We start from the raw sequence: 18,721 nt of genomic DNA on the forward strand, positions 1-18,721 counted from the left end.
AACATGTCTGTATTGACATGTTGTCAAAGTCATGGTATAAATGATTGTTACTAAAATAACAATCAAAAATTAAAAGGAGGCTTATTATGAATTATTCAAAAAAAAGGTGGCTTGTGTTAATCGCAAGTTGTTTCATCAACCTTTGTATAGGTTCTTTATACGCATGGAGTGTGTTTGCTGGCCCTATGGCAGAACATCTGACTCAACTCAATGGAGTAGCACTTACTCCTGCTAATTTATCAATTGTCTTCATTATCGCTAACTCAGTCGGACCGGTTACTATGATCGGTGGAGGAAAGGTCAATGACACTTTTGGACCTAAAATTGTAATTTTTGTGGGCGGACTTATGTTTGGTGGAGGTATGATTTTATCAGGATTTGCCAAAAGTGTTGGAGCTTTGATATTGTCTTATGGTCTCCTCACCGGATTAGGTCTTGGAATGGTTTACGGATGTACTATCAGTAATTCAATTAAATTTTTCCCAGACAAACGTGGATTCGTCGGTGGAGTTACAACTGCCTTATTTGGTATAAGTTCAGTTATTATTCCTCCAATAGCAGCGGTTATTATTTCCCAAACTGGTGCTACAGCTGGTTTTAAAATCATTGGAGCTGTATTTACTGTCATTGTGTGTACAAGTGCTTTCTTTATAGATAAATGTCCGGTTGGTTTTGTTCCTGAAGGCTGGACACCACCAGTATCAAATAACAAAAGCGGTATAGAAACTGATAAAGATTGGAAAAAAATGTTACAAACACCTGTATTTTATGTAATGCTTCTTTTATTGACTTGCGGTGGGTTTGCTGCACTCATGTTTATACCTTTGGCGGCTCCCTTAGCTAAAAAATTAATAGGAATGTCCCCGGTTGCTGCAACCGCTGCCGTATCAACAATAGCTTTGTTTAATGTATTTGGTAGAGTTCTTGCAGGTTCTATTTCAGATAAAATAGGTAGAATCAATACCCTTGCATCAGCTTGTGTTTTGTCAATTATCGGATCAGGATTCTTATATGTTTCTGGTGAAGGAGATATTACAACCTTCTACATAGGGATATCAATTATAGGGATATGTTTTGGATCATTTATGGGAGTTTTTCCTGGATTTACAGCCGATCAGTTTGGTGCTAGAAACAATAGTGTGAACTTCGGGATAATGTTTATAGGATTTGCTATTGCAGGTTATGTTGGACCTACAATTATGGTAAAAGTAGCTAAAATGACAAATTCTGCTTTTCTAATTGCAATGGGATTCAGTTTTGCAGGCCTCATTCTAACTTTTATTTATCGTGTAGTAAACAAAAGTACAAATAACGTAGCAGTGTCTATTGAAAATAAATTATAAATGGAGGAATTTAATAATGGAAAGAAAATATCCTAATCTTTGTAAGCCGATTAAACTAGGAAATGTATATTTTAGAAATAGAATGTTTGGAGCTCCAATGGGCGGGACAGACATAACCGCAGATTGTACAGTAGGGCCAGCTTCTACAGCGTTCTATGAAAATAGGGCAAAAGGGGGAGCAGCAAACGTTACGGTAAGTGAACTGGTAGTCCACCCTGAAACTGAAGGTTCTCACATGTATCACTTAGATCTACAAACTGTTGATTCTTTATCAAGCTTTACTTATACAGCTGATGCAATCCGTCGTCACGGTGCAATTGCAAGTGTTGAGCTATCACATTCAGGACAATATGCAGGAACTTATCTTGTGGATAAAGAAAAAAAACAAGGTATGGGACAATGGGGACCAAGTGCAGGAACCCGTCCTGATGGAAGAGAAGTGCATGAGCTTACAAAGGAATTAATAGATGATATTGTTAAATCTTACGGAGAAAAAGCAGCATTAGCTAAAAAAGCCGGATTTGAAATGATAATGGTTCATGCCGGTCACGGATGGTTAATTAATCAATTCCTTTCATCTCATTTTAATAAAAGAACAGATATATATGGTGGTTCATTAGAAAATAGAGTGCGTTTTTTACAAGAAGTTTTAGATAGTGTCCGTAATGCTGTTGGATATGGATTCCCTATTGAACTCAGAATGAGTGGTTCTGAACTTTTTGAAGGTGGATATACTCTTGAAGATGGTATAGAAATTGCTAAATTAGTAGAAAGTAAAATTGATTTACTTCATGTTTCTGCAGGTACATACCAACGTGGATTTGGTATAACTCACCCTTCTATGTTTATACCACATGGAGCAAATGTTTATTTAGCTGCAGAAATTAAAAAACACGTAAGTGTTCCCGTTGCAACTATTGGTGGATTAAATGATCCTGAAATGATGGAAGAAATTATAGCGTCTGGAAAAGCTGATGTTGTTGAGATGGCAAGAGCTTTATTAGCTGATCCTGAGCTTCCTAAAAAAGTAATGTTAAACAAAGATGAGCATATCATCCACTGTTTACGTTGTTACACATGTATGGCGGAAAGAGCTGAAACAGGAACTAGACGTTGTACTGTAAATCCAATTATCGGCAGAGAAAGTGATGGTTTAGAAATTAATCCAGCACCAGTTAAAAAGAAAGTATTAGTTGTTGGAGCAGGTCCAGGTGGACTTAAAGCAGCAATTACTGCAGCAAAAAGAGGACATGAAGTAGTTTTATGTGAGCAAAATTCAGAAGTAGGCGGAATACTAATAGGTGAGCAGGCAATTCCATTTAAACATGAAATGTATCAATTGGGTGTTACTCTAGGTAAATTAGCTGAAGATGCAGGGGTAGATATTCGTCTTAATACTAGAGTAGATAAAGCATACGCTGATAAAGAAAATGCAGATGCAATTATAATTGCAGTAGGTTCAGAGCCATTCTTACCTCCTATTGAAGGATTAACTAGAGATACTGCTATATTAATAAATGACTACCATGAGAAGGTAGATCGAGTGACTGACGAAGTTATTGTCTTAGGAGGAGGACTTGCAGGATGCGAGGCCGCTATCCATTTCGCTAGAGAAGGTAAAAAAGTTAGTCTAGTAGAAATGAATGAAGAGTTCTCACCTGATGCAAATATTCGTCACAGACCTCTTTTATTAGCTGAAATAGATAAAAGCGATATAGCAATTTTTAAAAGTCATAAAGCTATTAAAGTTAGTGAAAATGGAGTTCTTTGTGTAAATAAAGAAGGGAAAGAAGTATTTGTTTCCGGAACAACTGTTGTATGTGCATTAGGACAAAAATCAAGAAGAGCAAGTGTTGATGAATTATGGGATTCAGCATTAATGGTTTCTCAAATAGGTGATTGTGTAAAAGTTTCAACAATTACAACAGCTATTTATCAAGGTCACCATGCAGCATTAGATATTTAAAATATAACAATAACCATAAAGTAGCTGTCCAATGTCAGCTACTCTTTTACTTTGAAATTTGCTGTCATTGCAGATATGTAGATAAATATAATCAGGTAAAAGTCAGGAATTTATCGATCACATAATTGAAACTATAGGAAATTCTATAATAGATTTATGCATCAATCTATTTATAGTGACCCTTCTAGGTGTTTTGAACTCAAAATTCTATTATTTTTAATGGGATATATATTATAAAAAAATATTGGAGGACTTTTATGTACAAGATTTTAAAAAAAGTTATATTTAGTATTATTACCGCAGTCACTATCTTTTCATATGTTTCAGAGATAGCAATGGCTTCGGAACCACCAGCGGATATAATGAAACTTCTTCACAATAATAATCCGTTAGAGCCTACAAAAGTTTTTGACGACCTATACTGTGTAGGAAGTGTTAGTGTTGTGGCATGGGTACTAAAAACTTCAGATGGAATTATTCTTATTGATTCCATGTGGGATGACCATGATGCTGAAACCATTATAAATGGAATGGAGAGCCTTGGATTAGATCCCTCAGAAATAAAATACATTCTTATAAGTCATGGACATGGTGACCATTACGGAGGTGCTAATTATTTAAGAGATAAATTTGGAGCTAAAGTAGTTATGACAAAGGTTGATGCTGAATTTATGTATTCTTTAACAACAGGTCCCAACTCTTCTCGTTCTCCTAAACCTCCTGTAGATATCTATGTTAAAAACGGAGATGAAATAACTCTGGGAGATAAAACAGTTAAAATATTAGAAACTCCTGGACATACACCTGGTGGAATTTCTTTCATATTCCATATTGTAAATGATGGTAAGGAACATACTGCTGTACTTTGGGGAGGAACAGGTATTCCCAGAAATGCTAAAGAAAAACTAACTTATAAAACTTCTGTTACTCATTTTGAAAAAGAATCTAAAGAGGCTGGAGCAACTATTGAGCTTACTGCACATTTATTTGTAGGTGATGGATTTAAAAACTTAGATACTGCAAGGAATAGAAAAAAAGGGGAAGCCAATCCTTTCATTCTTGGAAAATCTGGTATGGATGATTATTTTAAAGCTCTTAATAAGTCTATCGATGATGCCATTTTAGTAAAATAACTATTTGATTATTGATAAACAAAATTTGTATTTTATCATAAAATCAATATACGAATTTAGAAGGTTAAAACCATTAATTCTATAGGATACCTGTTACACTATCAGAAAAATTTATCCGCATTTAAACACCAAACTTAGAGATTATTAGTTACTCCTTAACAATAGGTAATTTTAAAAAAATTATCGTTAAGAGTTGAAAAAAACCAACATTGTTAAGGATCTCGTAGAAAAATCAGAAAGAAAAGATTACGTAAAGTTAATAAAAAACCTGAATTATAAAAGAGTTGTTTTATTGATTCTTACAGAAAGTTGTTATGAATTGGTTAAGAAACTGAAAACCTTATATGAAGAAGCACTTATTACAATTTGTAAGGGATTAAGTGAAGATGAAATTCGAATTTTAAAGGAAGTTTGGAAGTATCCAAATTTAGACTACCACAATATACAAAAGAGAGTAAGAATATTAAATTCTTACTCTCTCTATTTCAATACCCCAAAGGCTCTAGAAACCTTTGCAGTCGTGGATTCCTTGGTGGAAGTGATTCATCACTATCCTAGCCCACGACTAGAAACATATCTTATCCCTTGCACTTCATAGCTTAAGTAAAGTTTCTAAGTTAATCCAAAAAATAGAAAAATATAAAGATGACTATTATACTTAGACCTTGGTTATAATGTAAATTTTTAAAGAATGAAATATGAGAGCTTGCAAAGAGAAGTGTTAGAAGAAAATAGGGAAATAAAAATTATCTTGACAGCACGTACGGATTCGGATACTATATAGATATGAAATTAAGAGGTGAATTATGACAAAAGCAAGTAGAGTAGTTGGAATTATTTATCATTTAAGAAGCAGTTTTGATAAATATATTAAGAAGCAAATTCTCAAAGAAAATATCCCAATAAAATGGAATCATGCTGGATTATTTATGATCCTTTCAACTTTAGGGGAAGAAATAGAATATCGAGAGGTTGCAGAACTTTGGAATAAACCGAAATCTACTCTTTCAGATATCGTTAATAAATATGAAAGTTTAGGTTTAATAGAAAAAAATTGCTATGATAATAGTACTCGTATACTCTTTATAAAACTTACTGAGGAAGGAAAAAAGTACAGTGATAGATTTGAAGAAATATCTCTAGAGTTTATAACAAAAGGTTATGAAGGTGTTACCCCTGAAGAAGCAGAAGTTTTTATAAAAGTTATTTTAAATATGAGGAAAAATTTAGACTGATGTCTTTATTTTTTTGTCTATAGTGTACGGATTCGTATACAAGGAGGAAATTATGATTCTAATCTTTAAAATTTTATTACCAATATTTGCAATTATTTTTATAGGCTTTTATTCAGGTAAAAAGAAATTTATAAATAAAAATATTTCTAAGGAACTAGGAGATCTTATAATGAATATAAGTCTTCCGGCATTGTTGTTGACTTCTACTTCAAAGATTAAAGCAGAGGTTCTATTTAATGCTCAAGTATTATTAGGTTTTGCTATATGTCTTATTATTATATATCTGGCTACTTACTTCATCTATAGATTTTCTTTGAAAAAAAATAATAGAATAAGTGCTCTAGCATCTTTAACCACTTCCCAACCTAACATAAGCTTTATGGGAATAATAATATTGTTAAAGCTCTATGGAGAAGAATCTATTGTCCTTATAATTCTTTCTAATTTAGTGGTTTCTTTTATCCTTATGCCACTAACTTTGTCGTTATTAGATGAAAAGAAAAACAACAAGAAGACAATTAAAGGTATTCTTGTAAAGATAAAAAAAACTATTTTAACACCCATAGTTATAGGACCAATTCTAGGGATAATCCTATCACTATTTAATATTACCATTTTTGAGGAGTTAGACTCCATATTAATCTATCTCGGTGATATAGCTCCAGGTCTATCATTATTCACAATGGGACTTACTATGTCGGCAAATAAAATTATTTTTAATAGAGAAATTTTAATTCAGGTATTAATTAAAAACATAATTGCCCCTGGATTAATGGTATTTGTAGCTTTAATACTAAATATAGGTGAAACTATAGTTGGAGGGCTTGTAATATTAGCATCTCTTCCGCCTGCAAGTACCTCTACAATGTTTTCTTTAAAATATAATGTCTATAAAACTGAAACATCTAGTGCGGTTCTCTTAGGTACAGTCTCTTCTTTAATCACCGTAGGGATTTTTATTATAGCTTATCAATAAATTGTAAAAAAGGAGTGAAATTATGAAAAAATATGAACTAGCAAAAGGAACACCTAGCGTAGAGGATTATCTTAATATAAGAAAAAATACCTTGGGAGAAAAAACAAGATCAGCAGGAGAAATGGCTGTTAAAAATTCATGGTTTGGAGTACATATAGTATATGAAGGAAAAGCAGTAGCTATGGGAAGATTTATAGGAGATGGAGGATGTTCATTCTGTATTACAGATGTTGCTGTTTTACCAGAACACCAAGGTCAAGGTCTCGGTAGAATAATTATGGAAGGGTTGATGAATCACTATAAAGAATTTGGTCCAAAGGACGGATATCTAACATTAATTGCAGATGGAAATGCTAAATTCCTATATGAAAAATACGGATTTAAAATGACAGCACCCTATGCAGTAGGGATGAAATATAAAAATTTATAAATACAATTAGGTATAATTTTTATTGGGATCAAGCACTCTTCGGAGTACTTTTTTTGATATACCTTTTAATTTATTTTAATATAAATTAAAGTAAACAAGCTTAGACACTTTTAGATTAGATTTAAAGTTTTTCAAGTATACTACTTATATCTATAAATAACCACTATTATGTTTCTCTTCATTTTGTAATTCAAAAGTTAATTTTTATATGTAGTTTTTCCCCTTATTTTACTATTTTGTAGTATTTGGTGGAGGTAGCTATTCCTCACCTAAGTCACTATGTAAAAAGAAGAGGCTCAAGGCCTCTTCTTTACTTATGTTAAAGACTAAATGTTTTTAGTCGTGGATTTGTTGGTGGAAGTGAAGTACGACCAACCTATATCACTACCATAAATATATTATTTATGTAAGATTTAGCTAATCTTATAACAACTTTCCTCCATTATACACATAGTCTTTAAATAGCATAACTTTATATTGAAAAGTTGATACAATGATAATTACTATTCTTCTAATTCATTATTTTTAATTTCTATTAAACCCTCCTTTAAACCTTCCAAATCATTAGTTATAATATCCCATTCAATATCTTGGGATACTTGAAAATATTGATGTATTACAAAGTTTCTTACTCCTATAATCTCTCTCCAAGGTATTTTTGGATATTTATTTTGAATATCATCAGGAATCCTATTTAAGGCTTCACCGATTATTTCTAAGTTTCTCTCTACTGCTTGCCTTACTAATCTATTATCCTCAAAGTCTTCATAAGTCATATTTTTAGTATCTTCCTGAATATAATAAATAGATTGTAAAGCGTCCTCTACTCTTAATTTCCACTTACGAGACATATCTAACGCTCCTCAATATTTCATCTTTTATCTCTTTACGGATATCTTTTTCTCTACATAAATCAACTTCTTTGTTAAATAAATTTTCAAGGTAAAATTTCAATCCAAAATAGGATTTTGATATTCTAGGAACTTCGCCAAAATTAACCAGTATATCTATATCACTACTTTCAGAAAAGTTTCCATTCGCATAAGAACCAAAAACACCTATTTTTTTTACTCCGAACGCTTTTATTTCATTTTCATGATCTTTTATAATTTGAATTATTTCATTCATTTCCATTTCTTACCCCCTATTACTTTGTCTTCTAATTCTGAATCTATTAACACCAGGGCTGACTTATAATCTCTTTAGGATTAAATTCTTCTAAGTGTTCTCGTAAACTTTTTCCTCCCACTGTTATGCCATCTTCCTATATTACTTTTGTTTCATATATCGTAAGGGTATTTCCTTCAATTGCATTAGAATTATATGTAAACCTAACTTTCAAATCTTCTCTTAACATTTTTGCTAAGTCCTCATTGAAAGGCCTATATTTGTCTAATTCTTTTTTTAGATTTTCTATTTTTTCAAAATCTATTTTCATTCTTTCTCCCATGCTTATTTTAATTTATTCGTTTTCCGTAGAATAACAATCTTTATTTCTTTCAAAATAAAGTATATTTTAATTATATCTTATCTAATTTAAATACACAAATTTCTTTAGCCCTTTCCGTAATTACTTACCTCCCTACTATATTCATATCCCTTTTCTCTCAAAAATCTATGATAACAAGCCTGGCTATTTTTTACATACAAATCTTCTCTTTTCTTCTTGATTTTGTCTCCTTCATCCAAACCTTCAAAAACAAAAGAAACCATGTTGAGTTTTACCTCAACATGGTCTTCATATACTATTACCTCTTTGACAAAGTCCTTGATAAGCTTTCTACATTCTGGCAAATTCCTTGTCTTAACATATTCCCTTAAATGATTAAGCTTCTCTCTAACTGTCTTTACGTCTATTTCTGGGGCTGTTACTTCTTTGGAATATTTAATTTTTTCTATCTCCAATCTTCCTTTTTCTTTTTTAAGCTCATCCAACTTTGTTTTCAATTCTTCAGAAGAGAAACCATCCATGACAGCCTTTATAATATTTCCAATCTGGCCATCTATGGTAGTTACTTCCTTCTTTATATAGCTCAGTTTCTCTCTGTAAACATTATTCTCTTGATCCACATACTTATTAACATTCTCTACAATGCTAGAGGCTACTTCGTCGTTCACTAAGAAATTCTCAAGTTCTGTTAGGACATAATCCTCTATATACTCTTTGCGAATTTCTGGCGTTTTGCAATCGCTATTTACTCCTTTTTTATGCCTTGCTCCGCATCTGTAGCTCACGTATAAAGGTTTCCCCTTAGGTTTTCTTCTGTTACCATACATTGCATGCCCACATTTACATTTTATAATACCTGACAGCAAATAAATTTCCTTAGCTTTTTGTCTTCCTCCTCTTCCGTTCCTTTTAGATTCCATCAAGGATTGGGCCCTATTATAATCATCTTCTGTAACGATAGCTGGTACCCCTCCTTTAATCCTGATGATGTCCTTATCATCCTTGGTCTTACTTCCATTTCTTCTTCCAAAGGCATCTTTAGAAGCTGATTTATTAAATACAAATGTACCACAATATTTTTCATTTTTGATTATGCTCCTTATGCTGTTTGTCCCAAACAACACACCCTTTTTAGTCCTATATCCCCTATCATTAAGCTCATTGACTATACTCATTACAGTATGCCCCTGTAGATATTTTTCAAAGATCAACTTTACTGCTTCAGCTTCGTTTGGGTTAATGATATATTTTCTAGTTTCCTTATCTACATCATAACCCAAAGGTGGCGTCCCTCCTGTATGCTGGCACTTATATGCTGTTTCTTTCATACCTTTCATTGCTTCTCTAGCGAGGTTTTTGGAATAATAGTCTGCCATGCCCTCTAGTACACTTTCAAGGATCACTGACTCTGGGCTGTCATCAAGTTGCTCTGTCACACTAACGACTTTAACACCATTTTTAAGAAGTCTCTTCTTATAGTATACCGAGTCGTATTTATCTCTTGAAAAACGATCAAGCTTATGAACAATTACCATGTCAAAATTCTCTTTTTCACTGTCTTTGACCATTCTCTGAAAATCAGGTCTCTTGTCCGAAGTTGCACTCCTTGCTCTATCTGTATAAATTTCTATTATCTCAATGTTATTTCTTTTTGCATACTCTTGTATTGCTCGAATTTGGGCATCTATACTTTCATCTCTCTGATTTTCTGAGCTAAATCTTGCATAGATAACCGCTTTTGTTTTCTGGTTCATTTTTATGCTACTTTCTTTTTTCAGGGGATAAGCTTCTAGCCCATCCCCTATTTATGTTATTTGTTAGCCTTTAGATATCATTTGAGCAACTACTCTTGAAAGACTATCGTGAATACATCCACCACTACTACTCCCTGTGGCTTCCTGCATTCCCTCTCTCTCATAGTTCCTTTTATATAGTCTTTCTCTTCCTATTGATAATATCATTACCTATCCCCCCATTAAAATTTTTGATATCATAATTATGATATATACTTATTTTTTATTTATAAACGCTTCCAGTTGGTCGTTGTCCCATAATCCTAAGTATTTTCGATATATTTTGGTCGTCCTAACGGCTGACTCTCATAGTCCTTGATTTGAAACCTGGCTTAATTTTTTTACTTCCATATAGCCAATCCTGTTCATAAGTATTTCTGCCTCAACAAATGTTCCACTTAGTTTTTCGACCAAAACTCTATGTTTTAAAGGAATAGAATAATAAGTCCCATCTATATATGCATAAAAAGTTTCATCATCAAAATCCTCTATAAGGTTTTGAAGTTTCCCTTTTACAGCAAAAATCCAATTACTACCTTGCATTCTAACATTCATCATTTTTTTAATATTTATCATTTAATATCCTCCTATTATTTTTTTATTTAGGGAGCCATAAATTGACCCCCGCTGTAATCTAGTCAAAAATGGGTGTTTCATCTACTTCTAGATATCGATCTTGTATTTGAGTATTATTTTCTTTTATTTGATCTTCTTTTTGCACTATCTCTACTATATCGTGGATTTCTGAGCTTTTATCATTACTCACATCTATCTTCGTCCCTGTAACTTTCTCAACGTCACTTATAAACTTTTCCGCCTCAAAATAAGGAGATGCTATTGGATATTGTTTACCTTCCTTTTCTAGAGTTACCTCATATAAATAAAACTGTGTTGAAAATTTCACTTCATAAGCTTTTTCGAAAATATTTCCAATCATTCTTTCGGGTCTTGAGGCTTCATCAATTTTATCTATATATAATTCAGTAAGCTTTAACTCAATTTTTTGATCTAAAAGCTTTTGAAACTCTTCAACATACTCTGGCTCATCTAATTTAAATTCTCCTAGTATGCTTTTAGCTGTACGTAAACCTTTATTTACCTTTGAATGAGTAGTCTTTCCATCCTTTTTACTGGATTTATCGCTAAGAATAACTAACTCTTTCCCCCTCGTTGTTAAGGCATTTCTTGTATATTTTTTTCCTAGGAGTTTACTATACTCGTCTAAGGATTTATCTTCGTCTTCTTTAGTAATCACCTTATTTTCTTCACTTGCATACAGATTATAGAGAATTTCAAAAGCCTTATAGCCTTTATTTCTCTTTTCTATACTAGGGTCATCTTTTAAACCTGAATAGACGTATGCCTGAATATAGTTTTTTATTTTCCTCCTCTTTGGCTTACTAGTAAAGGTTTTCAGCATAAGTTCATATGCTAATTTATAATTGAATCCCAAAGCTATATACATTCCAAAAGTCTTAAAAACATCGAAAGGCACCCTCAGATTTTTCCAGAACTTATTGTTATCATAGTACTTTTCTGGATCTTTATTTAAATAGCATTTTAGGGCTTGCTTTTGATATTCCATTCCTTGTAACTTTTTTAAGTGTTCTGAAAGAAGTTCTATCTCTTTATCAGTAGACTCTTCCCCACCTTTAGAAAACATAAAATTCCCTTCAACTTTCATTGAATATTCTTCAATTATCGGAGACAGCTCATAAGCTTCCAGCTCTTTCTTCAATAGCTCTGGATTACTTTGAAGACTTTTATAGTACTTTTCATACTCTGAATTTCTTATAGCCTCTACATCTACATAAAAACTATTCTGCGTATCCATTTTTACAAAGTATTCTTCATCAAGAGAATCCTCTATCAAACTGAACTTATACATCAGAAACTTCTTTGTTTCCCCTCCTACACTTCTGATACAATTTTTCATGTCATTCATTATATTATTAGCCGTCATCATTCTACGTTTAATTGCCTCTTCCACTTGTGTTGATGTATATGGTGGCTTAGCTGTTTCGTCTTTTTTTAATGGTTTAGCTCCATTTATAATTACATAATGCTCTTTTAATGATTTTCGAGGTCTTGCTGATAATTGCTTTATGGCATTAGGGTCACCATTTTCAACATCTATGATGACATCTACTTCTTTTAGGTTTACACCTGCGTCTAAAAGTGAGGTACATAAAATAACTTTATATTTATCAGATAATTCATTTTCATTTACTATCTTCAACATGACATCTGATTCATTTTTATTATCAGCAGTTAAAATAGTTGATGAAACCTCATTCTCCTCAAGACTCTCTTCCATTTTTCTAAGAGTGCTTTTATTGTTCACCTTAACAAGACACCTCTTTCCCTCGTCAATCTTTTTCTTGATAAGATCTAAGGCGACAGCTCTATTAGAATTTTTCCCCGACATTAGTATCTTAGATGAACCTATGATATTTTTAGGTTCTTCTTGCTTAAATCTAACCACTTCTCCGTAAAGATCATGTTGTAAATGATTGACTGTTGCGGATAGATATACAACTTCTTTTGCTTTCTTTGTAAGCTTTTTTACTCCCAATATGGCGTCACTTCTAAAGTTAGCCTGTGCTTGCAAATTATGAGCCTCGTCTAGCACAACCAATAAATCAGATAGATCGCCTTTTAAGAGGCTGACTGCCTTATCATATGTGGCTACAATTACATTTCCCTTTTCCCAAATGTTCTCTGTTACTTCACTTCCATGAATTCCTACTATCTTATATTCTTTAGAAATTTGCATAACATTGGAGACATTTGGTACTAGAATGATAGTTTTACCTTTTCTTTCTTTACCTATCTTAATAAAAGTATAGGTTTTCCCACTCCCTGTAGGAGCTTCTACGATGACCTTCCTATGATTGCTTATACTCTTCTTAATCACATTTGTTGATTCATCCTCTGAAAGATATTTTTTAAACTTATGAACCATGACTATACCTCCACAAAATTTATATTTAGTTTTCAATGTCCAAAGAAACCATCATCTGATTTCCCTGCTATTATTTTGTGGATCCACTTCTGTTAACAATTAAATAGTATCATCTCTTATAAAAAGAATAACGTCCGAAACTTTTTGACAAAAAAAAATCTTGCTTTTAACAAGATTTTATGTTTTCTAATTTTTTTCTAGATTTTTCCTTTTCTCTAAGTTCTTCTTCCCTACCTAAAGGCCAATTATCAATTGTATAATCTATTAATAGGTTGGTAACTTCTGTTAAATCAATTAATTCACTTAAATACTTATTAATTTTTTCTTCTTTTGATGTCAACTTTCTATAATCCCCAAAATACCGATTTACAACAGCATTAGCTCTAGTTTCATTAAAGTTTTTCTTCGTTTTAAAAAACTCTTTAGTTTTCTCTTCCAGCTCCAACAGACTTTTCTCATTCACTTTTTTTCCACTTATAATTTTTTTTAATGCAGCATTGTCAACTACTTCCTCCAAGAGAAACCGTAAATCCTCTTCCCCTGCTTTGGATATTTTCCTATGACTGTAATTATTTTGATATTTTTTAGATATCTCTTTATATATTTCCTCTATCGGAGTGCTTTTATTTGTTACATCTTCAAAATCACATTTTATGTATTCACTTAAAATGAAATCTTCTTTCTTGGAGTATAAACCTTCCACTCCTGTTAAACCATTTATTTTATTAAGTCTTTTTTCTATTTTGTAATAATACTTCTTATATTCTTTATCTTCTTCAGTAATTTTAATTTCTTGTGCTAAATTTTCTTTGATGAAATTAATGCTTTTATTCTCACCATATCCTTTTTTTATGAAATCAGCAAAAGTAATACTTCCTTCGTCTTTTTCTGAAGGTGCTAAGCTCTGATAATAATGATCAATTACATAGTCAGCTATTTTATTTAGACCTATTGTTAGTTCATCACTTTCGCCATCTGTTATAATCTTTGATAATTTTCTTATATGTTGCTCATTAAATTCAAGGTCTTCTGTTGCGTATACAAGTTCTTTCACATCTGAAAACCTCGAAGTATCCATTTTTATTCCGTCTATTGAGTCAATTTCCTCCTCTTTCTCACAACAATCTAAATCTTCAAATATTTCTCTCAAAAGTTTTTCTTTTGAGAATTCAGTATTGCTCAAATCATTTCCTCCTATTTACTATATTGACTTATAATCCATATTATATCATCTCTAGGTTATACTAGACCCAAAACTTAGAATTTATTTTCTTTAGAATCTACAATTCTTACTTTCGGGTATCATCTTATACTGATATTTTTATGATTTTTATAGGTAGTTTTGAAAAGGTATTATACCTTTAGGTATATGTTTTTACCTTTTCAAAACTAGATAGAAAATATCATGCCCGAAACTTAGGATATTTTGTTTTAGGATTATATATCCCAAGTTTCGGGTTTTTTATCTACTGTATTTCAACGAAAATAGCTCCATCACTTCATCTATACAGCCTGAATTATTTACCTGATCCATCAATTCTAGTGTATCATCTGAAACGAAATACTCTGTTTCATCTTTTAGGTAGAACACTATGTCCACATCTTCAATCTCTCTTAGTAGATCTGTAGTAGTTACTTTTTCCACTACAAACTTTTCAATTGATTCCACTCTTTTTTCTATAGAATTCCAAAGATCGTCTACATTACGATTTTCCCATATCATATTTTCCAAATCTTCAATATCCCAATTCTTAGAAATATACTTTTCTATTTCCAATTTTCCAATTTTATCTAGTATCTCTTTTGGATCTAGTGACACAAAAATATTCATTCTTAGTCTCCTTTTTAGAGTAGCCACCCTTGACCTCGATATAGGTCTATCTGGCTATGCTATTTTTTAACGTTACCTTTCTATCATATTTAAGATGACAGCTTATCACGACTTGCAGATTTGGCTCTCTGATATCTATTTCAGCCTTCCTATTAGATAGATTCAATATTCCTCTGCCAACATAGCAGTAGTATGATCTCCATCATCTATTACGAATACCATTGCTGTTACGGGTCTTGTGAATACAAACCTGTACTTCTTTTTGTATTCAGGTGACTCACTTCTATGTTCAAGTCTCTGGATGAACTCATTCTCTGCTTCCAACTGAAATACCTGCAAATAGTCCATATTCCCTTTTGTATTCAATTCGTCAATCAACTGGAATATTGTCAATTGTAGTTCTAGTGGGATCTCTTGTTGAAATCCTCGTGTCATGTACCTATTATTCTCAAACATTTACCCTCCTATACTATATCTTGATATATTTTATTTTTATATATGTACATATTGTGTTTTTGAAAATGTTTTCTCAAACAACCCCGTTGTAGTCGTTAGTTCTACATTATATTTTCATCTTCATGATTAGAACTCTTCTGTATCCTTGAAATTAGATCTATATCTCCAATATTTGCAATTATCTCTTTCATTTCATCAACCAATATTCTCTCCTCTATCAACTTCGACGTCATCATGTCTATGGCAAAAGAAAAAAGAGATAGTCTGTTGACTATCCCCTATCAATCATCTATAGATTTCCCTATTACTGTTAGTGCAGTACCAACAGCTACAAGTACAGTTCCAAACATTGTATCACCTCCTTATAGTGAATATTCCCTTCTATCTATTCAATAGATCCCAAAATATCTCTTGTGGTGTTCTTGGTCTTTGTGTCCATAATATCATCTTTCATTCCTCCTTTTTCTTTGGAGATCGACTTTCTCAAGATAGCCAATCATCGTATTTCTTTCTCCTATCTTCTTCCTTTTTCAACATGTTCAAATACTCTGCTATTAGCTCATCTACCTCCGCTATCTCTATTTCAATACCCATCAATTCATAGTTTTCCACTGTTGTTAGGTCTTCCTCTTCCTCCTGACACTCTAGCAAGTAGAGCTTTGCGAATTTTTCTGAATAGTAGATTCCTTTACATCTATCTACACTCACTACCACCCCGTAGCCCATCTTCAGCTTCTCCTTTACCTCGTCAATAGTTGCTGCTTCATCAAACTCTATTTCCTCCTCGAATCCCAATTCCTCAAATTCTACCATTCTATCTATACCTCCCTATTATCTCCTCAGTGTATTTTTCTAGTTGCTCAACTCCATCTTTCCAGTAGAGTTCCCTTAGCTCAGATACCTCTACTTCTTCATCTGCTACTATACCTTTATAGTTCATATCCCAAGCTTTATTCATTGCTTGATCATGTGTATAGTATTGCTTATCCATCAGTACTTTTGCTTCCCATACAAGCCCCTTATGCCATTCCCTTAGGTTCATTTATCCTCCTTATAGATCTTTTCTATACTTCCATCTTCAAGCATGAGAAAAGATACAAGTACCTCCTCATCCTCCCCAAGAATATGAACTACAACCTTGTCTTCTCCTATTGGATTTAGATATGTCAGATATTCTTCTTGGTCTATCAAGAATTGGTGTAAGACTTCCTCTATCTCCTCAGGTTGAAGATATATTCCCTCTATGGCTTCAAATATTACTTCTTCTCCTGATATTTTCTCTGCAAGCTCTTTCGATTTCTTCACGTCCATTTTTTCCCTCCTTGAAATAGAAAAAGGCAACCCCGTAGGATTGCCTTTAGTTATTGTTATTCTCTTTGAAATACGGTACTAGATTCCATTTCAGCCTTACTGAAGGTACTAGAGGATGATACAATATCTCTCCTCCAATATCTGTCAAATAGTAGACTTTATCCTTGTACGCCTCTAGGCTAGATAGCAAATCGTCTATTCTTGCTTTTACAGTCTTATTACTCTTACCAATAGCACCATATGCAAGGATTATTTGCGTTGCTTTATCTACACTTTGCATTATCGCTTTCAAGTTTTCTATCTTGGCTTCTTCTGTTTCAGATCTAGTAGATAGCCTACCTATCATAGAATATAGATTCAATATGTCTACGGAGCCATAGTCTAGTTTAGAAAGATTATTTACAACCAGTTGAGTAGTCATATCTATGACTATACCATCTGCATCACTTGGATTGATCATCAGGACACATGCCCTGGGTTTTGCCTTATCCCATTCCTTCCTCAATAGATATCGGTGTTTCCTATCTTCTGAAAAATGTACTTCCGTTCTCAATACTGTTTTTTCTACTGCCATTATTACCTCCTTGATTTTTGAATTTTATATCAAGGAAATAATATATTTTCGAAAATGGAATATTTACAGATTTCTAACAACGTTAACAGGGTATTCATACAATCTTAATTGACTTTTCATAGCGTATCCGTGGGTATTAGGTTTCAAGCCTTAATACACTCGAATTTGCTCAAGTCTTAATAACATTACATTAATAATGTTATTAAGGAGGTATTCAGATGAATACAAAATTAGTTAGCTTCAAGAGAGACGCACATCCATACAAATTAACCCTAATGGTTGATAGATCTATTTACAAATTACTGAAGGATTACTCAGGGGATCATAGACTTACTATGTCGTGTATAGTTGAAAACCTTATCTATACCAACTTAGGAGGTGATTCTCATGGAACTACAAACTTATAGTATGAATAGTGTTACTGAAAAAAGGGCTATGGATATAATTTCTAAAGTTGGCTCTCTTGCTATGATAGGTGAAATAGGTGCTACAAAGGAAATGGTTGCTGATTTCTTTGATGTTAGTGAAAGGACTATTGAAAGAGTACTAGAAGGAAATAGAAGAGATTTTCTTATGTATGGTGACTACAAAAAATCCAAGAGTGATATTAAGATGCAAGTGACCGACAAATCTGTCGGTAGCTTATTACCGAAAAGAATTAGCAAGATTAACCTCTTTAACCGAAAACATATCATGCTATTCGCTTGTCACTTGGGTCAAACTTCTGATGTTGCTAAGAAGGTTATCCAATATTTGATTGAAGTTGAAAGTAGTGCTAGTAAGGAAGATAAAGTTACTGCCATATTTGAGCAGCTTATCAAGTGGAATGAATTGCCTGAAAGTTCCAGATCGACTGTTTATTTGCAAGCTATCAATGCTATCAGAGAATCTAAGGGTCTTATTGCATTTGCTGAGAGTATTGAGGATACTACTAGTATCTCTATCAATGGTTTTGCCAAAGCTACATATAGTACTTTAGAATTAGGTCAAAAGAAACTATTTAAGGAACTTAGATTTTTGCATATTCTTAACAGGAAAAATATCCCTTATCAATATTATATTAGCATGGGGTATTTCAAGGTTATTACTCACAATATTAGGGGGAAAGTAGTCCATCAACCTATGCTTACTGGAAAAGGTGAGGTATGGTTACTGAACAAGATGAAAGATGTATTAAGGAAATAGAAAAAAGCACATAGGATTGATTTCCTATGTGCTACTACTAGTTCCTTCCCGAAACTTACCATCTTTTTTTTAT

The 18,721-nt window shown here is 32.7% G+C and carries 25 protein-coding genes; 10 read left to right on the forward strand and 15 right to left on the reverse strand.

Annotated elements, in window-relative coordinates:
• The first annotated feature begins 86 nt into the window (after positions 1–86).
• The 7 genes from ILYOP_RS08245 (at position 87) to ILYOP_RS08275 (ending at position 7,083) form a co-directional block, all read left to right on the forward strand.
• Positions 87–1,343 carry an L-lactate MFS transporter gene (locus ILYOP_RS08245; protein ID WP_013388079.1) on the forward strand — a complete coding sequence of 419 codons (1,257 nt, stop codon included), beginning with the start codon at positions 87–89 and terminating at the stop codon, positions 1,341–1,343.
• A gap of 16 nt (positions 1,344–1,359) precedes the next feature.
• Positions 1,360–3,309, forward strand: coding sequence for an NAD(P)/FAD-dependent oxidoreductase (locus tag ILYOP_RS08250; protein ID WP_013388080.1), 1,950 nt, complete (start codon positions 1,360–1,362; stop codon positions 3,307–3,309).
• A 257-nt stretch (positions 3,310–3,566) separates the two neighbouring features.
• Positions 3,567–4,442: an MBL fold metallo-hydrolase gene (locus ILYOP_RS08255; protein WP_013388081.1), complete on the forward strand. Its 876-nt coding sequence runs from the start codon at positions 3,567–3,569 to the stop codon at positions 4,440–4,442.
• A gap of 193 nt (positions 4,443–4,635) precedes the next feature.
• On the forward strand, positions 4,636–5,040 hold the full coding sequence (locus tag ILYOP_RS08260; RefSeq protein WP_013388082.1) for a helix-turn-helix domain-containing protein: 405 nt from the start codon (positions 4,636–4,638) through the stop codon (positions 5,038–5,040).
• 208 nt (positions 5,041–5,248) lie between these two features.
• Complete coding sequence (locus tag ILYOP_RS08265; protein ID WP_013388083.1) at positions 5,249–5,677, forward strand: MarR family winged helix-turn-helix transcriptional regulator; 429 nt, start codon at positions 5,249–5,251, stop codon at positions 5,675–5,677.
• Between the two features lie 52 nt (positions 5,678–5,729).
• Positions 5,730–6,653, forward strand: a complete 924-nt coding sequence (locus ILYOP_RS08270) for an AEC family transporter (protein WP_013388084.1) — start codon at positions 5,730–5,732, stop codon at positions 6,651–6,653.
• A 22-nt stretch (positions 6,654–6,675) separates the two neighbouring features.
• Complete coding sequence (locus ILYOP_RS08275; protein ID WP_013388085.1) at positions 6,676–7,083, forward strand: GNAT family N-acetyltransferase; 408 nt, start codon at positions 6,676–6,678, stop codon at positions 7,081–7,083.
• A 503-nt stretch (positions 7,084–7,586) separates the two neighbouring features.
• On the opposite strand, the gene ILYOP_RS08280 is transcribed toward ILYOP_RS08275, so the two are convergent.
• The 11 genes from ILYOP_RS08280 to ILYOP_RS16140 all read right to left on the reverse strand — a co-directional run bounded on the left by ILYOP_RS08280 (position 7,587) and on the right by ILYOP_RS16140 (position 15,814).
• Complete coding sequence (locus ILYOP_RS08280) at positions 7,587–7,934, reverse strand: HepT-like ribonuclease domain-containing protein (RefSeq protein ID WP_013388086.1); 348 nt, start codon at positions 7,932–7,934, stop codon at positions 7,587–7,589.
• Entirely contained in the window at positions 7,924–8,217 is a 294-nt protein-coding gene (locus tag ILYOP_RS08285) for a nucleotidyltransferase family protein (RefSeq protein WP_013388087.1), read from the reverse strand. Before ILYOP_RS08285 ends, ILYOP_RS08280 begins: the two co-directional genes overlap by 11 nt.
• A 130-nt stretch (positions 8,218–8,347) precedes the next feature.
• Entirely contained in the window at positions 8,348–8,521 is a 174-nt protein-coding gene (locus ILYOP_RS15820; RefSeq protein WP_013388088.1) for a hypothetical protein, read from the reverse strand.
• Positions 8,522–8,637: 116 nt separating this feature from the next.
• Positions 8,638–10,287, reverse strand: coding sequence for a recombinase family protein (locus ILYOP_RS08295; RefSeq protein ID WP_013388089.1), 1,650 nt, complete (start codon positions 10,285–10,287; stop codon positions 8,638–8,640).
• Positions 10,288–10,350: 63 nt separating this feature from the next.
• Positions 10,351–10,494, reverse strand: coding sequence for a hypothetical protein (locus ILYOP_RS15825; RefSeq protein ID WP_013388090.1), 144 nt, complete (start codon positions 10,492–10,494; stop codon positions 10,351–10,353).
• A 138-nt stretch (positions 10,495–10,632) separates the two neighbouring features.
• Positions 10,633–10,902, reverse strand: a complete 270-nt coding sequence (locus ILYOP_RS08300) for a hypothetical protein (protein WP_013388091.1) — start codon at positions 10,900–10,902, stop codon at positions 10,633–10,635.
• Positions 10,903–10,960: 58 nt separating this feature from the next.
• Entirely contained in the window at positions 10,961–13,291 is a 2,331-nt protein-coding gene (locus ILYOP_RS08305; protein WP_041921031.1) for a DEAD/DEAH box helicase, read from the reverse strand.
• 166 nt (positions 13,292–13,457) lie between these two features.
• Positions 13,458–14,474: a hypothetical protein gene (locus tag ILYOP_RS08310; RefSeq protein ID WP_013388093.1), complete on the reverse strand. Its 1,017-nt coding sequence runs from the start codon at positions 14,472–14,474 to the stop codon at positions 13,458–13,460.
• A gap of 279 nt (positions 14,475–14,753) precedes the next feature.
• A complete protein-coding gene (locus ILYOP_RS08315) occupies positions 14,754–15,122 on the reverse strand; it encodes a hypothetical protein (RefSeq protein WP_013388094.1) in 369 nt (122 codons plus the stop codon).
• 162 nt (positions 15,123–15,284) lie between these two features.
• Positions 15,285–15,557, reverse strand: coding sequence for a DUF960 domain-containing protein (locus ILYOP_RS08320; RefSeq protein ID WP_222838854.1), 273 nt, complete (start codon positions 15,555–15,557; stop codon positions 15,285–15,287).
• Positions 15,558–15,679: 122 nt separating this feature from the next.
• Entirely contained in the window at positions 15,680–15,814 is a 135-nt protein-coding gene (locus ILYOP_RS16140; RefSeq protein WP_280985334.1) for a hypothetical protein, read from the reverse strand.
• Here ILYOP_RS16140 and ILYOP_RS15995 point away from each other — a divergent pair.
• On the forward strand, positions 15,813–15,974 hold the full coding sequence (locus ILYOP_RS15995; RefSeq protein WP_222838855.1) for a hypothetical protein: 162 nt from the start codon (positions 15,813–15,815) through the stop codon (positions 15,972–15,974). The genes ILYOP_RS16140 and ILYOP_RS15995 overlap by 2 nt on opposite strands.
• Before the next feature lie 87 nt (positions 15,975–16,061).
• On the opposite strand, the gene ILYOP_RS08325 is transcribed toward ILYOP_RS15995, so the two are convergent.
• Genes ILYOP_RS08325 through ILYOP_RS08340 form a run of 4 tightly spaced genes read right to left on the reverse strand, consistent with a single transcriptional unit; the run spans position 16,062 to position 17,442 of the window.
• The gene (locus tag ILYOP_RS08325; protein WP_013388096.1) at positions 16,062–16,391 is read right to left on the reverse strand and encodes a hypothetical protein; all 330 of its coding nucleotides are present in this window, start codon (positions 16,389–16,391) and stop codon (positions 16,062–16,064) included.
• 1 nt (position 16,392) lies between these two features.
• Positions 16,393–16,620 (reverse strand): hypothetical protein, encoded by a 228-nt coding sequence (locus ILYOP_RS08330; protein WP_013388097.1) that lies wholly within the window; start codon positions 16,618–16,620, stop codon positions 16,393–16,395.
• Positions 16,617–16,889, reverse strand: a complete 273-nt coding sequence (locus ILYOP_RS08335; RefSeq protein ID WP_013388098.1) for a hypothetical protein — start codon at positions 16,887–16,889, stop codon at positions 16,617–16,619. The genes ILYOP_RS08330 and ILYOP_RS08335 overlap by 4 nt, the downstream gene beginning before the upstream one ends.
• 46 nt (positions 16,890–16,935) lie before the next feature.
• A complete protein-coding gene (locus ILYOP_RS08340; RefSeq protein WP_222838856.1) occupies positions 16,936–17,442 on the reverse strand; it encodes a DUF1643 domain-containing protein in 507 nt (168 codons plus the stop codon).
• 239 nt (positions 17,443–17,681) lie between these two features.
• Here ILYOP_RS08340 and ILYOP_RS08345 point away from each other — a divergent pair, with 239 nt between their 5' ends.
• Together ILYOP_RS08345 and ILYOP_RS08350 are read left to right on the forward strand one after the other, a co-directional pair.
• Positions 17,682–17,870, forward strand: a complete 189-nt coding sequence (locus ILYOP_RS08345) for a hypothetical protein (RefSeq protein WP_013388100.1) — start codon at positions 17,682–17,684, stop codon at positions 17,868–17,870.
• Positions 17,851–18,648, forward strand: coding sequence for a phage antirepressor KilAC domain-containing protein (locus ILYOP_RS08350; protein ID WP_013388101.1), 798 nt, complete (start codon positions 17,851–17,853; stop codon positions 18,646–18,648). Before ILYOP_RS08345 ends, ILYOP_RS08350 begins: the two co-directional genes overlap by 20 nt.
• Positions 18,649–18,721: the final 73 nt, after the last annotated feature.

Source organism: Ilyobacter polytropus DSM 2926 (assembly GCF_000165505.1).
Taxonomy (GTDB): domain Bacteria; phylum Fusobacteriota; class Fusobacteriia; order Fusobacteriales; family Fusobacteriaceae; genus Ilyobacter; species Ilyobacter polytropus.